Source organism: Klebsiella sp. WOUb02, from assembly GCF_050058015.1.
Taxonomy (GTDB): domain Bacteria; phylum Pseudomonadota; class Gammaproteobacteria; order Enterobacterales; family Enterobacteriaceae; genus Klebsiella.
This window is the reverse complement of the sequence record NZ_CP170110.1, coordinates 3,533,816-3,548,215: the sequence shown is the minus strand read 5'-3', so window position 1 is coordinate 3,548,215 and position 14,400 is coordinate 3,533,816. Positions and strand designations below refer to the sequence as shown.

Below are 14,400 nucleotides of genomic sequence, written 5' to 3'. Positions count from 1 at the left end.
CGCTGCCGGGCGGCTTATTTCCGGCGGTGCCAATGGACGTTTCTTACCTGCTCGACAGCCTTAATGATAAACAGCGTGAAGCCGTCGCGGCCTCGCGCACCAATATGCTGGTTCTGGCTGGAGCGGGCAGCGGTAAGACCCGCGTACTGGTGCATCGCATTGCCTGGCTGATAAGCGTAGAGAACTGTTCGCCGTTCTCCATTATGGCGGTGACCTTTACCAATAAAGCGGCGGCGGAAATGCGCCATCGTATCGGCCAGCTGATGGGCACCACCCAGGGCGGCATGTGGGTAGGCACCTTCCACGGCCTGGCGCATCGTTTGCTGCGCGCCCACCATCTTGATGCCGGGCTGCCGCAGGATTTCCAGATCCTCGATAGCGAAGATCAGCTGCGCCTGCTGAAACGTCTGATCAAAGCGATGAACCTCGACGAGAAGCAGTGGCCGCCGCGTCAGGCGATGTGGTACATCAACAGCCAAAAAGATGAGGGGCTGCGCCCGCATCATATCCAGAGCTACGGTAATCCGGTGGAGCAGACCTGGCAGAAGGTCTATCAGGCCTACCAGGAAGCCTGCGATCGCGCTGGGCTGGTGGATTTTGCCGAACTGCTGCTGCGCGCGCACGAGCTGTGGCTCAACAAACCGCATATTCTTCAGCACTACCGCGAACGCTTTACCAATATCCTCGTCGATGAATTCCAGGATACCAACAATATTCAATATGCCTGGGTCCGCCTGCTGGCGGGCGATAGCGGCAAGGTGATGATCGTCGGCGATGATGACCAGTCGATCTACGGCTGGCGCGGCGCGCAGGTTGAGAATATCCAGCGTTTCCTGAGCGATTTCCCCGGGGCGCAGACCATTCGCCTGGAGCAGAACTACCGCTCAACCAACAATATCCTAAGCGCCGCCAACGCCCTGATTGAAAATAACAGCGGGCGTCTGGGTAAGAAGCTGTGGACCGACGGCGCCGACGGCGAGCCGATCTCTCTGTACTGCGCTTTTAACGATCTCGACGAAGCGCGTTTCGTGGTTAACCGAATCAAAACCTGGCAGGAAAACGGCGGGGCGCTGGAGCAGTGCGCCATCCTCTACCGCAGCAACGCCCAGTCGCGCGTGATGGAAGAGGCGCTGCTGCAGGCCAGCATGCCGTACCGTATTTACGGCGGCATGCGCTTCTTCGAACGTCAGGAAATTAAAGACGCGCTCTCTTACCTGCGCCTGATTGCCAATCGCAACGATGACGCGGCGTTTGAGCGCGTGGTCAATACGCCGACCCGCGGCATCGGCGATCGTACCCTGGACGTGGTGCGTCAAACGTCGCGCGATCGCCAGCTGACGCTATGGCAGGCGTGCCGTGAGCTGCTGAAAGATAAAGTCCTCGCCGGCCGCGCCGCCAGCGCCCTGCAGCGCTTTATGGAGCTGATTGACGCTCTGGCGCAGGAGACGGCGGATATGCCGCTGCATGTCCAGACCGATCGGGTGATTAAAGATTCCGGCCTGCGCATTATGTACGAGCAGGAGAAGGGCGAAAAAGGCCAGACGCGTATCGAGAACTTAGAAGAGCTGGTTACGGCAACGCGCCAGTTCAGCTACAACGATGAAGATGAGGACTTAATGCCGCTACAGGCGTTCCTTTCTCATGCCGCGCTGGAGGCGGGCGAAGGGCAGGCGGATACCTGGCAGGATGCGGTCCAGCTGATGACCCTACACTCGGCGAAAGGCCTGGAATTCCCACAGGTGTTTATCGTCGGCGTGGAGGAGGGGATGTTCCCGAGCCAGATGGCGCTCGACGAGGGCGGACGCCTGGAGGAGGAGCGCCGCCTCGCCTACGTTGGCGTGACCCGTGCGATGCAGAAGCTCACGATGACCTACGCCGAAACCCGTCGACTGTACGGCAAAGAGGTTTATCATCGCCCGTCGCGCTTTATCGGCGAGCTGCCTGAGGCGTGCGTGGAAGAGGTGCGTCTGCGCGCAACGGTGAGCCGTCCGGTTAGCCATCAGCGGATGGGTACGCCGATGGCGGAAAACGATACCGGCTACAAATTGGGCCAGCGCGTGCGCCATCCGAAGTTCGGCGAAGGCACCATCGTCAATCTGGAAGGCAGCGGCGAGCATAGCCGCCTGCAGGTGGCTTTCCAGGGGCAGGGCATCAAATGGCTGGTGGCGGCCTATGCGCGGCTGGAAACCGTGTAACAGTAAGAAAAGTATCGTTTTTTTGTAATAATCTGCTAGCCTTATATGCTAAAGGGCAGGATTTGCTCTTTAGCGTTCCGTTGCGTGTTGACGCCGTTTTTGCGCTGGCGTAACATGCGCGCACGATTACGCTAAGAGGACATTCGCCTTGGACACACCCAGTAGATGCTGGCTCAACTTCCTGTCCGTCAGGAACAACTCCTAAGGCTATCCTCTTATGCTGATAGCCTTAGCGGTTGTCAGCGACCCGTCGTACCCGTCGCTCTGAGTCAGGCTTAATGGTCTGAAACCCCTTTTGTTTCTGTGTGCCCACCGAACTGTCCGATAATTTTTTTGCATTGGGAGTCCCGGTCATGCTGAGCGCATTTCAACTGGAAAATAATCGTCTGACGCGCCTCGAAGCCGACGAGATCAAGCACCTTGCCAGCTCGGTGTGGGTCGATCTGGTCGAGCCTGACGATGAAGAACGTAGCCGCGTGCAGACGGAACTGGGCCAGAACCTGGCAACCCGTCCAGAGCTGGAAGATATCGAAGCGTCGGCGCGTTTCTTCGAAGATGAAGACGGTTTACACATTCACTCATTTTTCTTCTTTGAAGATGCAGAGGATCACGCCGGCAACTCCACGGTGGCGTTTACCATCCGCGAGGGGCGCCTGTTTACCCTGCGTGAGCGTGAGCTGCCTGCGTTTCGCCTCTACCGCATGCGCGCGCGCAGTCAGGCAATGGTTGATGGTAATGCCTATGAGCTGCTGCTCGATCTGTTTGAAACTAAAATCGAACAGCTGGCGGACGAAATTGAAAATATCTACAGCGACCTGGAAAAGCTGAGCCGGGTGATTATGGAAGGCCGCCAGGGCGACGAGTACGATGACGCGCTCTCTACCCTGGCGGAACAGGAGGATATCGGCTGGAAGGTGCGCCTGTGCCTGATGGATACCCAGCGGGCGCTGAACTTCCTCGTGCGTAAGGCGCGCCTGCCGGCGGGCCAGCTGGAGCAGGCGCGGGAGATCCTGCGGGATATCGAATCCCTGCTGCCGCATAACGAATCCCTCTTCCAGAAGGTGAACTTCCTGATGCAGGCGGCGATGGGCTTTATCAACATCGAGCAGAACCGCATCATCAAGATCTTCTCGGTGGTCTCGGTGGTCTTCCTGCCGCCGACCCTGGTGGCTTCCAGCTACGGGATGAACTTTGAGTTTATGCCTGAGCTGCACTGGAGCTTTGGCTATCCGGGAGCGATCGTCTTTATGATGCTCGCCGGCCTGGCGCCATATCTCTACTTTAAGCGTAAAAACTGGCTTTAAAACAAATAATTATATCAAAACCGGCCGTCCTATCAGGTGGCCGGTTTTTTTTCGCCTTATTGCCGGCCAGCCGCGCTGGCTAGCGGAAATAGATGTTGCCTATCGTGGCTGACTTAATTCTCTTCGCATCAAAAGTGTGGGCCATATATCACATAACAGCTGAGGGGTAATTGTTACCATCGCAATATTCCCGCTAAAAAAAGGTGAAATTTCATAATGAAAAGTATCTTTACACTAACCTTCCTGGCCCTTGCCTGCCTCTCTGTAAATGCACAAGCTGTTGAAAAACTTGCTGGTAATGAGATTCTTGCGGTCCAAAAAGGCGGCGTTGCGGATAAAGTCTATGCCGAGAATTATCCTCAGCCTGAAGATTGCGACCTATAACATCGGCAAGAATGAAGCTTCCGATAACGTGGCGGATTTTACTGCGCTCAATTTAGCGATTAAGAACATTGGCGCCGATATTATTGCGGTTCCGGAAGTCGATAATAAAACCGCCAGAAGCCAGAAAATCGATCAGCTAAAAACCATTGCGGACGCCAACCACTATCACTATGCCTTCGGCAAAGCGCTGGATTTCGACGGCGGTGAGTATGGTCTCGGTATTCTGTCCAGATATAAAATTGAGCACACGCAGGTGATTAAGCTGCCGTCGGGGGATGCCGAGCAGCGAATTGCGCTGCTGGCGCAAATCGCCGTTCCCGGCTTTGACAGCCCGGTGCTGGTGATGGTGACCCATCTCGACTGGCAGAAGGATCCGACGATGCGCGTGGCGCAGGTTCGCCATCTGCTGGATGTGAGCATCGGCGATGCCCCGTCGGACTTTAAAGATATTGCCTCATCGATCAAAATCCTCGCGGGTGATTTTAACTCCACGCACGATGAGCAGCCGTTAAAAGAGGTGGGGTATTTCTTTAACCCCGTGGCGAAGCAGGGGACGGATTACCGCACCTGGCCTGCGGTTAACCCGGCAATAGATATTGACCATATTTTTACCTTCAAAGGGCAAAAATGGAATGTGAAGAAAATCGAGGTGCCGCATAACTCACCGGCCTTTGCCTGGTCATCCGCCAGCGAACATCTTCCTCTGATTGCCGAGCTGGAGCTCACCGAGCAGTAAACGATAACGCGCCTGCTTCCGCGGATGGGAGGCAGACGTGAACGCTATGCGCGACGGAGTCGACGCTGGGTGTGCAGGGCGTCGGCGATAAACACCGCCAGCGCCACCCAGATAAAGGCGAAGGTCACCATCTTATCCGTCCCCGGCACTTCCCCGTAAAACAGCACCGCCAGCAGGAACATCAGCGTCGGGCCAATATACTGGAAAAAGCCCAGCGTCGAGAGGCGCAGGCGGGTGGCCGCCCCGGTAAAGCACAGCAGCGGGATGGTGGTAACGACGCCGGCAGCAATCAGCAGCAGGTTCAGCGACCACGGGTTTTGTCCCATATGGCTGGTGGGGCTGTCGGCAATCCCGAACAGGTAAAGGGCGGCGACCGGCAAGAGCCACAGGGTTTCAAACAGCATCCCGGTTTGGGCATCGACGGCAATCTTCTTGCGCACCAGCCCGTAGAAGGCAAAGCTAAACGCCAGCCCGAGGCCAATGATCGGCAGCGAGCCAAAGGTCCATAGCTGCACCAGCACTCCGCAGAGGGCCAGCAGCACCGCCAGCCACTGCAGGCGGCGAAAGCGCTCGCCGAGGAAAATCATCCCCAGCACAATATTGACCAGCGGGTTAATAAAGTAGCCCAGGCTGGCCTCCAGCATATGGTGGTTATTCACCGACCAGATGAAGAGCAGCCAGTTGCCGCCAATCAGCACCGCCGATAGCGCCAGCAGGAACACCTTTTTCGGCGTCTGCAGCAGCTTTTTAACCTGCGGCCACTGGCGGCTAAAGCTGATGAGCGCCAGCATAAAGAAGAAGGACCAGATCACGCGGTGGGTCAAAATTTCATCAGCGGGAACGTAGTAGATAAGCTTGAAATATGCGGGGGCAATACCCCAGATAAAATAGGCGGCAAGCGCCAGAATAACGCCAGCCCGCGTTTGTTTTGCATCCATCGGTAAAATCCGTTACGCCAAAACAGCGATGTTACTCGATTTATGCCGCTCAACCCACCATATAGGTCGCCGTGGCGCTGGCAATATAAACCTGATCTTCGTTATGTAATTCTACGCGGGCGACCGCCACTTTATTGCCGGCGCGCAGCAGGCTGCTGGTGGCGGTGAAGTGCTCCCCGCGGCCCGGCCGCAGATAGTCGACGCGCAGATCGATGGTGCCCATCCGCGACAGGCGCTGGCGCAGCTCTTCCTCGTTGATGGTGCCGTGGCGGGTCAGCGTACTACCCACGCACACCAGGCCGGCGGCAACGTCCAGCGCCGAGGCGATCACCCCGCCGTGCAGAATGCTTTGCGCCCAGTTGCCGACCATCATCGGCTGGTTTTTAAAGCTCAACTGGGCGAACTCTTTTTCGTAACACTCGAGCTTCAGGCCTAAGGCGCGGTTAAACGGCATATGGTTGACAAAAATTTCTCCCACCAGCTTTAGGGCGGCTTCGGAAGTGAGTTCAGACATAGCAGGCGTATCCGTTCGTTAATGAGATGTTGATTTTATGCTTCTAAGATATTGATTTCCACTTTCGGAACGGATAACCGCGCAGGGATTTTATAAACAGGTAAAATGAGGTCCGGGTAAAATAGAATTAAAAATCACTCTTTCAGGAGAACAGTAATGCGTATCTCTTTGGCCTGGCTGCTGGCGCTGGCTGCGCTTCCGGCCGGCGTTTGGGCGCAGGACGCGCCGGTTGCACATCAGGTTCACGATACGCCGGCGGTGCGCGGCAGCATTATCGCTAACCTGCTGCAGGATCATGATAACCCTTTCCTGCTCTATCCCTATGAGAGCAACTACCTGCTCTATACGTGGAGCAGCGATATCAACAAGGAAGCGATCTCCAGCTACGACTGGGCCGAAAATGCCCGCAAGGATGAGGTGAAATTCCAGCTCAGCCTGGCCTTCCCGCTGTGGCGAGGGATCCTCGGCGATAATTCGCTGCTCGGCGCCTCCTATACGCAGAAATCCTGGTGGCAGCTGTCAAACAGCAAGGAGTCGGCGCCGTTTCGCGAAACGAACTATGAACCGCAGCTGTTCCTCGGTTTTGCGACGGATTATCGGCTTGCCGGCTGGACGCTGCGCGATATTGAGGTAGGCTATAACCACGACTCCAACGGCCGTTCCGATCCCACCTCCCGCAGCTGGAATCGCCTCTATACCCGCCTGATGGCGCAGAACGGCAGCTGGCTGGTGGAGGTGAAGCCCTGGTACGTGATCGGCAGCACCAATGATAATCCGGACATCACCAAATATATGGGCTACTACCGGCTGAAAGTTGGCTATCAGCTAGGCGATGCGATACTCAGCGCGCAGGGGCAATATAACTGGAATACCGGCTACGGCGGCGCAGAGGTTGGCGTCAGCTATCCGATTACCCGCCACGTGCGTTTTTATACCCAGGTCTACAGCGGCTACGGCGAGTCGCTTATCGACTATAACTTTAACCAGACGCGCGTCGGCGTCGGCGTGACGCTCAACGATCTGTTTTAATCGTTGCACTCTGGCTCACGGGCGCTGAAAATAGCGCCTGTTTTTCTTTTCAGGCAGACGGGGTCAACGTGGCACAGGCGGAAGTATTGAATCACACATTGCTGGCAAAGCAGGTTTTACAGGAAACCTTCGGCTACCAGCAGTTCCGCCCGGGTCAGGAAACCATTATCGACACCGCGCTGGAAAGGCGCGATTGCCTGGTGGTGATGCCAACCGGCGGCGGCAAATCGCTGTGCTATCAGGTACCGGCGCTGGTGCTGAATGGCCTGACGGTGGTGGTGTCACCGCTGATCTCGCTGATGAAAGATCAGGTCGATCAGCTGTTGGCGAACGGCGTATCGGCGGCCTGCCTGAACTCAACCCAGAGCCGCGAGCAGCAGCAGGAGGTAATGGCCGGCTGCCGCAGCGGACAGATTCGCCTGCTCTATATCGCCCCTGAACGCCTGATGCTGGATAATTTCCTTGAGCATCTCAGCCACTGGAATTTATCGATGCTGGCGGTGGACGAGGCGCACTGTATTTCCCAGTGGGGGCATGATTTCCGTCCGGAATACGCCGCGCTGGGGCAGGCTGCGTCAGCGGATGCCGCAAATCCCGTTTATGGCGCTGACCGCCACCGCCGATGACACCACCCGTCGCGATATCGTGCGCCTGCTGGGTCTGAACGACCCGCTGATTCAGGTCAGCAGCTTCGATCGCCCCAACATCCGCTATATGCTGATGGAAAAGTTTAAGCCTCTGGATCAGCTGATGCGCTATGTGCAGGACCAGCGGGGCAAGTCAGGCATTATTTACTGTAACAGCCGATCGAAAGTCGAAGATACCGCCGCTCGTCTGCAAAGCCGCGGCGTCAGTGCGGCGGCTTACCACGCCGGGCTGGAGCATGAGGTTCGCGCCGAGGTGCAGGAGAAGTTCCAGCGCGACGATTTACAAATCGTGGTGGCGACGGTGGCCTTCGGGATGGGCATCAATAAGCCGAACGTCCGCTTTGTGGTGCACTTTGATATTCCCCGCAACATTGAGTCCTACTATCAGGAAACCGGCCGCGCCGGGCGCGATGGCCTGCCCGCGGAGGCGATGCTGTTTTACGATCCGGCCGATATGGCGTGGCTGCGCCGCTGCCTTGAGGAGAAGCCCGCCGGGCCGCTGCAGGACATTGAGCGCCATAAGCTGAACGCCATGGGCGCTTTTGCCGAGGCGCAGACCTGCCGCCGCCTGGTGCTGCTGAACTATTTTGGCGAAGGGCGCCAGGAGCCGTGCGGCAACTGCGATATCTGCCTCGACCCGCCGAAGCAGTACGACGCCTTAATGGATGCGCGTAAGGCGCTGTCGACGATTTATCGCGTCAACCAGCGGTTCGGGATGGGCTACGTGGTGGAGGTTCTGCGCGGCGCCAATAACCAGCGTATTCGCGATATGGCCCACGATAAGCTGCCGGTTTACGGTATTGGTCGCGATCAGAGCCACGAGCACTGGGTGAGCGTGATTCGCCAACTGATTCACCTCGGTCTGGTGACGCAGAATATCGCCCAGCATTCGGCGCTGCAGCTCACCGAAGCCGCTCGCCCGGTACTGCGCGGCGAGGTCCCGCTGCAGCTGGCCGTGCCGCGCATCGTGGCGCTGAAGCCGAAAGCGATGCAAAAATCATTCGGCGGCAATTACGATCGCAAGCTGTTTGCCAAGCTGCGCAAGCTACGTAAAGCCATTGCCGACGAAGAGAATATCCCGCCCTACGTGGTCTTTAACGATGCGACGCTGATCGAGATGGCCGAGCAATCGCCGCTCACCGCCGGCGAGATGCTCAGCGTCAACGGCGTCGGTACGCGAAAACTGGAGCGCTTCGGCAAAGAGTTTATGGCGCTGATCCGCGCGCATATTGATGGCGAAGAGGAGTAGTCAGGCGGGCGAAAAGGTGTCAGGATACCCTCTTCATCCTTCAAGCTGCTGTGCGTTGACTGCGCTCACTTACCCTCGTCGCCGGCTGTTTTCCGCGCCCGGGAATGTCCTCATTTGTCACCCTGGCGGATCTTGATCACTTAATTCCAGTGGGTTAACTATGCTGATGCTTTTCCTTACCGTCGCGCTGGTACATATCATCGCGCTGATGAGTCCGGGCCCGGACTTTTTCTTCGTTTCGCAAACCGCCGTCAGCCGCTCGCGCAAAGAGGCGATGATGGGCGTACTCGGGATTACCTGCGGGGTGATGGTCTGGGCGGGGGTGGCGCTGCTCGGCCTGCACCTGATCATTGAAAAAATGGCCTGGCTGCACACCATCATTATGGTCGGCGGCGGGCTCTATCTCTGCTGGATGGGCTATCAGATGCTGCGCGGCGCGCTGAAGAAAAGCGAGGCGCCCGCCGCGGAGCCGCAGGTTGAGCTGGCCCGCAGCGGCCGCAGCTTCCTCAAAGGGCTGCTCACCAACCTGGCTAACCCGAAGGCGATTATCTACTTCGGCTCGGTTTTCTCGCTGTTCGTTGGCGATAACGTCGGCGCAGGCGAGCGCTGGGGTATTTTCCTGCTGATCGTTCTCGAAACGCTGGCGTGGTTTGCGGTGGTTGCCAGCCTGTTTGCCCTGCCGGCCATGCGCCGCGGCTACCAGCGCATGGCGAAGTGGATTGACGGCGTCGCCGGCGCGCTGTTCACCGGATTCGGCATTCACCTGATTATTTCACGTTAAACCCGAACGACCCGGCAGGCGACGCCTGGCCGGGTTATTCACCTCAGGCGTGGCGCGCTGAAGCCAGCAGGGCGCCAACCAGCATAAACAGCGATCCAAAGACCTTATTCAACGCCGTCATCTGCTTCGGCCCCTTAATCCATACCGCAATGCGCTGCGCCAGCGTGGCGTAGCCAATCATCACGATGATATCGACCACAATGGTGGTGACGCCCAGTACCAGATACTGCATTACCTGGGGCTGATGCGGCACGATAAACTGCGGGAACAGGGCGGCCAGGAACACGATGCTCTTCGGGTTGGTCAGATTAACGAAAACCGCCCGCTGGTATAATTTCCCCTGGGTCTGCGCCCTGGCCAGGGTCGTCAGGTTGATGGCCCCCGCGGCCCGCCACTGCTGAATGCCCAGCCAGATAAGATAGGCCGCGCCCGCCCATTTCAGCACTTCAAAGGCCAGCACCGAACGGGAAAACAGCGTTCCCAGGCCAATCCCCACCAGCACGATGTGAATCGCCAGGCCAGTCTGCAGACCGGCAATCGAGGCCGTCGCTCCGCGGTAGCCGTGGTTGATTGAGGTGGTCATGGTATTAATCGCCCCTGAGCCCGGCGACAGGCTGAGAATAATCGATGTCAGCAGATAGGCGAACCACCACTCGAACGTCATGAGAAACTCCCTGATTGTCTGTTTTTATGCCACAATACGCTATTGTGTAAGCCTTGTGTGATACACGATAAAAAAACGATTTCTGGCGGTTAACAGGGGTGTAAACCCGATGTTTGGGCAGCAAAAGGACTGGGACACACGAGAAAACGAGTTTGCGGCTTTTACTATGGGGCCGCTGACCGATTTCTGGCAACAGCGGGAAGAAGCGGAATTTACCGGCGTGGACAGCATCCCGGTCCGCTTCGTGCGCTTCTGCGCCAAAAAACACGACCGGGTGGTGGTCATCTGCCCGGGGCGTATCGAAAGCTACGTGAAGTATGCCGAGCTGGCCTACGATCTGTTCCACAGCGGCTTTGACGTGATGATTATCGATCACCGCGGACAGGGGCGATCGGGGCGCATATTAACCGACAGCCACCGTGGGCACGTCGTCAACTTCAGCGATTATGTTGACGATCTCGCCGCGCTTTGGCAGCAGGAAGTTGCCCCAGGCCACTGGCGCAAACGCTTTATACTGGCTCACTCAATGGGCGGCGCAATCGCGACGTTATTTTTGCAACGCCACCGCCAGCACTGTGACGCCATCGCGCTGTGCGCGCCGATGTTCGGGATCGTTATGCGTCTTCCGGACTGGATGGTGCGCCATATTCTCGACTGGGCTGAGGGCTATCAGCGCATTCGTGAAGAGTACGCCATTGGCACCGGCCGCTGGCGGGCGCTGCCCTTCTCGGTTAACGTCCTGACGCATAGCCGTCAGCGCTACCGGCGCAACCTGCGTTTTTATGCGGACGAACCCCAGCTGAGGGTCGGCGGGCCAACGTATCACTGGGTGCGCGAGGGGATCCTTGCGGGCGAAGAGGCGCTGGCTGGCGTAGAAAAAGATATTACCCCCACGCTGCTGCTGCAGGCTGAAGAAGAACGCGTGGTCGACAACCGTATGCACGAGCGCTACTGCGAGCTGCGCGCTGCGGCGGGCCACCCCTGCGAAGGTAATAAGCCGCTTGTCATAGAAGGGGCATACCATGAGATCCTTTTTGAAAAGGACGCCATGCGCTCAGTCGCGCTCAATGCCATTGTCGATTTTTTCACTCGACACAATTAGAGCCTGATGGGATAGGCTCTTAATCCGACGAAAACGCTCGTCGTCCTGCTTAGAGGTTAACATTTTTATGTACCAGGTTGTTGCGTCTGACTTAGATGGCACGTTGCTTTCCCCCGATCACTACTTAACCCCCTACGCGAAAGAGACGCTGCAGCTGCTGACCGCGCGCGGCATCAATTTTGTGTTTGCTACCGGCCGTCATTACATCGACGTCGGGCAGATTCGCGATAATCTCGGCATTAAGTCCTACATGATCACCTCCAACGGCGCTCGCGTGCACGATAGCGAGGGGAATCAGATATTTGCCCATAACCTCGATCGCGATATTGCCGCCGATCTGTTTGAGATGATGCGCAGCGATCCGCGGGTCGTCACCAACGTCTATCGCGACGACGAATGGTACATGAACCGCCACCGCCCGGAAGAGATGCGCTTCTTCAAAGAGGCGGTGTTTAACTACAAGCTCTACGAGGCCGGCGAGCTTGATTCTCAGGGGATCAGCAAGGTGTTTTTCACCTGTGACGATCACCAGCATCTGCTGCCGCTGGAGCAGGCGATCAACGCCCGCTGGGGCGATCGCGTGAACGTCAGCTTCTCAACGCTAACCTGTCTGGAAGTGATGGCGGGCGGCGTATCGAAAGGTCATGCCCTCGAAGCGGTGGCCAAAATGCTGGGCTATAGCCTGAAGGATTGTATCGCCTTTGGTGACGGCATGAACGATGCGGAGATGCTGTCGATGGCGGGCAAAGGCTGCATTATGCTGAACGCGCACCAGCGCCTGAAAGATCTTCACCCCGAGCTGGAGGTGATTGGCAGCAACGCCGACGACGCGGTGCCGCACTATCTGCGCAGGCTCTATCTCTCCTGATAAAGATTGACGACTGGCGATTTATTATCCAGTTGTCAACCTGACTCTTCGCTACAATGAGTGCTCTTCCTCCTGAGAGACATTCATTGTGGCGCTACTAATTATTACCACCATCCTGTGGGCCTTCTCCTTTAGCCTGATCGGCGAATACCTGGCGGGCAGCGTTGACAGCTACTTTTCGGCTCTGATGCGCGTTGGGCTGGCGGCGCTGGTGTTCCTGCCGTTTTTGCGCACCCGCGGGCAGTCGCCGCGGACTATCGTGCTGTATATGCTGGTAGGAGCCATGCAGCTTGGCATTATGTATCTGCTGTCGTTCCGCGCCTACCTCTACCTGACGGTCTCCGAATTTCTGCTGTTCACGGTATTTACGCCGCTCTATATCACCCTGATTTATGACCTGATCAGCGGGCGCAAGCTGCGCTGGGGCTATCTGCTTAGCGCCGGACTGGCGGTGCTGGGGGCGGCCATTATCCGCTACGACAAGGTGAGCGATCACTTCTGGACCGGGCTGCTGCTGGTGCAGCTGGCGAATATCTGCTTTGCCATCGGCATGGTGGGCTACAAACGCCTGATGGAGCTGCGGCCGATGCCCCAGCACAACGCTTTCGCGTGGTTCTATATGGGAGCGCTGCTGGTGGCGGCTGCGGCCTGGCTGATGCTGGGCAACCCGCAGCGGCTGCCGACGACCACCCTCCAGTGGGGCATCCTGGTATGGCTCGGCGTGGCGGCGTCAGGGTTGGGCTACTTTATGTGGAACTACGGGGCGACGCAGGTGGATGCCGGAACGCTGGGCATCATGAATAACGTCCATGTTCCAGCCGGGCTGCTGGTTAATCTTGCCATCTGGCAGGAGCAGCCCCACTGGCCGAGCTTTATTATCGGGGCTCTGGTGATCCTGGCCTCGCTGTGGGTCCATCGCCGCTGGGTCGCTCCGCACTCCGGACGAACGGCAGATGATCGCAGGCGTGGTTCCGCGCTGAGCGAATAAACGCTTCGGTAATCGGCTGACGCTGCTCGCCGTCGCGCACGGCGGCGTACAGCCGGCTCCACAGGCCCTCTCCCAGGGTTTTGGTCACCACCAGACCCTGGCGTTCAAAATTCTCCACTACCCAGTGCGGCAGCGCCGCGATGCCCATGCGCGCGGCAACCATCTGAATTAACAGCAGCGTATTATCGACGCTCTTCAGACTGCGGGCTGATGCCCGCCGGCTGCAGGAAGTGGCGCCAGATATCCAGGCGGCTGCGTTGCACCGGGTAAATCAGCAGCAGCTCCGCGGCCAGATCCTCCGGCGCAATCCGCGTTTTCAAGGCCAGCGGATGATCCGGCGCCAGCACCAGACGCACTTCAAAATCAAACATCGGTGAATAGTGCAGCCCGCTGCGCGGCAGAATATCGGAAGTCATCACCAGGTCCAGCTCGCCCTGCTGCAGCGCGGGCTGCGGGTCAAAGGTTACCCCGGACTGGAAATCAACCTCAACGTGCGGCCAGCTGGCGCGGAAGCTCTCCAGCGCCGGCGTCAGCCACTGGATGCAGCTATGGCACTCAATGGCGATACGCAGCCGGGTTTGCTGCGGCTCGTTACAGTCCTGCAGGGCGCGGGTGATTTGCGGCAGCACCTGGTTTGCTAACTGCAGCAAAATCTCCCCTTGGGCGGTGAAGCGCAAGGGCTGACTTTTACGCACAAACAGACGGAAGCCAAGGCGCTGTTCCAGATCGCTGAACTGGTGGGACAGGGCGGATTGGGTCTGGTGCAGGGCCGCTGCCGCGCCCGCCAGCGAACCGCTATTCCGCAACGCCAGCAGCGTTTTCAGGTGTTTAATTTCGATCATGAAAGTCCTTCACTTCGGCATGAATAATTTGCGCTTGAGGAATATACAGTAACCGCCAATTATGGATGTGTAAACATCTGGACGTCTAAATCCTTTATCTTTCGAATTTATGGTGCGTTGGCCGCACTTCCTCACCCCAGTCACTTACTTCAGTAAGCT

General features: G+C 57.7%; 11 protein-coding genes and 3 pseudogenes. 10 read left to right on the top strand and 4 right to left on the bottom strand.

Annotated elements, in window-relative coordinates:
* Positions 1–32: 32 nt before the first annotated feature.
* The 4 genes and pseudogenes from uvrD to ABOC21_RS24135 all read left to right on the top strand — a co-directional run bounded on the left by uvrD (position 33) and on the right by ABOC21_RS24135 (position 4,619).
* Positions 33–2,195 (top strand): DNA helicase II, encoded by a 2,163-nt coding sequence (gene uvrD / locus ABOC21_RS24150; RefSeq protein ID WP_426813545.1) that lies wholly within the window; start codon positions 33–35, stop codon positions 2,193–2,195.
* Positions 2,196–2,343: 148 nt separating this feature from the next.
* The gene (gene ysgD / locus ABOC21_RS24145; RefSeq protein ID WP_350028775.1) at positions 2,344–2,400 is read left to right on the top strand and encodes a YsgD/CorL family protein; all 57 of its coding nucleotides are present in this window, start codon (positions 2,344–2,346) and stop codon (positions 2,398–2,400) included.
* A gap of 148 nt (positions 2,401–2,548) precedes the next feature.
* Positions 2,549–3,499: a magnesium/cobalt transporter CorA gene (gene corA / locus ABOC21_RS24140; protein WP_045853711.1), complete on the top strand. Its 951-nt coding sequence runs from the start codon at positions 2,549–2,551 to the stop codon at positions 3,497–3,499.
* Positions 3,500–3,715: 216 nt separating this feature from the next.
* Positions 3,716–4,619, top strand: a pseudogene (locus ABOC21_RS24135) (endonuclease/exonuclease/phosphatase family protein).
* A 44-nt stretch (positions 4,620–4,663) separates the two neighbouring features.
* Here ABOC21_RS24135 and rarD read toward each other — a convergent pair.
* The gene (rarD, locus tag ABOC21_RS24130; protein WP_426813544.1) at positions 4,664–5,557 is read right to left on the bottom strand and encodes an EamA family transporter RarD; all 894 of its coding nucleotides are present in this window, start codon (positions 5,555–5,557) and stop codon (positions 4,664–4,666) included.
* A gap of 49 nt (positions 5,558–5,606) precedes the next feature.
* A complete protein-coding gene (gene yigI / locus ABOC21_RS24125; protein ID WP_426813543.1) occupies positions 5,607–6,071 on the bottom strand; it encodes an acyl-CoA thioesterase YigI in 465 nt (154 codons plus the stop codon).
* Positions 6,072–6,227: 156 nt separating this feature from the next.
* Between yigI and pldA the strand changes: the two genes are divergently transcribed.
* The 3 genes and pseudogenes from pldA (at position 6,228) to rhtC (ending at position 9,777) form a co-directional block, all read left to right on the top strand.
* Complete coding sequence (pldA, locus tag ABOC21_RS24120; protein ID WP_426813542.1) at positions 6,228–7,100, top strand: phospholipase A; 873 nt, start codon at positions 6,228–6,230, stop codon at positions 7,098–7,100.
* A gap of 68 nt (positions 7,101–7,168) precedes the next feature.
* A pseudogene (recQ, locus tag ABOC21_RS24115) lies at positions 7,169–8,996 on the top strand (ATP-dependent DNA helicase RecQ).
* Between the two features lie 160 nt (positions 8,997–9,156).
* Entirely contained in the window at positions 9,157–9,777 is a 621-nt protein-coding gene (gene rhtC, locus ABOC21_RS24110; RefSeq protein WP_045853598.1) for a threonine export protein RhtC, read from the top strand.
* A gap of 43 nt (positions 9,778–9,820) precedes the next feature.
* On the opposite strand, the gene rhtB is transcribed toward rhtC, so the two are convergent.
* Positions 9,821–10,441, bottom strand: a complete 621-nt coding sequence (rhtB, locus tag ABOC21_RS24105) for a homoserine/homoserine lactone efflux protein (protein WP_426813541.1) — start codon at positions 10,439–10,441, stop codon at positions 9,821–9,823.
* 109 nt (positions 10,442–10,550) lie between these two features.
* Between rhtB and pldB the strand changes: the two genes are divergently transcribed.
* The 3 genes from pldB to ABOC21_RS24090 all read left to right on the top strand — a co-directional run bounded on the left by pldB (position 10,551) and on the right by ABOC21_RS24090 (position 13,399).
* A complete protein-coding gene (gene pldB / locus ABOC21_RS24100; protein WP_426813540.1) occupies positions 10,551–11,543 on the top strand; it encodes a lysophospholipase L2 in 993 nt (330 codons plus the stop codon).
* Positions 11,544–11,610: 67 nt separating this feature from the next.
* A complete protein-coding gene (gene yigL / locus ABOC21_RS24095) occupies positions 11,611–12,411 on the top strand; it encodes a sugar/pyridoxal phosphate phosphatase YigL (RefSeq protein WP_426813539.1) in 801 nt (266 codons plus the stop codon).
* 88 nt (positions 12,412–12,499) lie between these two features.
* A complete protein-coding gene (locus ABOC21_RS24090; protein ID WP_426813538.1) occupies positions 12,500–13,399 on the top strand; it encodes a carboxylate/amino acid/amine transporter in 900 nt (299 codons plus the stop codon).
* Here the strand turns inward: ABOC21_RS24090 and metR are convergent.
* Positions 13,287–14,241 (bottom strand): annotated as a pseudogene (metR, locus tag ABOC21_RS24085) (HTH-type transcriptional regulator MetR). The gene ABOC21_RS24090 and the pseudogene metR sit on opposite strands and share 113 nt — an antisense overlap.
* Positions 14,242–14,400: the final 159 nt, after the last annotated feature.

Coding starts and splice junctions, on each gene's coding strand:
- uvrD (WP_426813545.1), top strand. CDS start 33: ATGGACGTTTCTTACCTGCTCGACAGCCTTAATGATAAACAGCGTGAA.
- corA (WP_045853711.1), top strand. CDS start 2,549: ATGCTGAGCGCATTTCAACTGGAAAATAATCGTCTGACGCGCCTCGAA.
- rarD (WP_426813544.1), bottom strand. CDS start 5,557: ATGGATGCAAAACAAACGCGGGCTGGCGTTATTCTGGCGCTTGCCGCC.
- yigI (WP_426813543.1), bottom strand. CDS start 6,071: ATGTCTGAACTCACTTCCGAAGCCGCCCTAAAGCTGGTGGGAGAAATT.
- pldA (WP_426813542.1), top strand. CDS start 6,228: ATGCGTATCTCTTTGGCCTGGCTGCTGGCGCTGGCTGCGCTTCCGGCC.
- rhtC (WP_045853598.1), top strand. CDS start 9,157: ATGCTGATGCTTTTCCTTACCGTCGCGCTGGTACATATCATCGCGCTG.
- rhtB (WP_426813541.1), bottom strand. CDS start 10,441: ATGACGTTCGAGTGGTGGTTCGCCTATCTGCTGACATCGATTATTCTC.
- pldB (WP_426813540.1), top strand. CDS start 10,551: ATGTTTGGGCAGCAAAAGGACTGGGACACACGAGAAAACGAGTTTGCG.
- yigL (WP_426813539.1), top strand. CDS start 11,611: ATGTACCAGGTTGTTGCGTCTGACTTAGATGGCACGTTGCTTTCCCCC.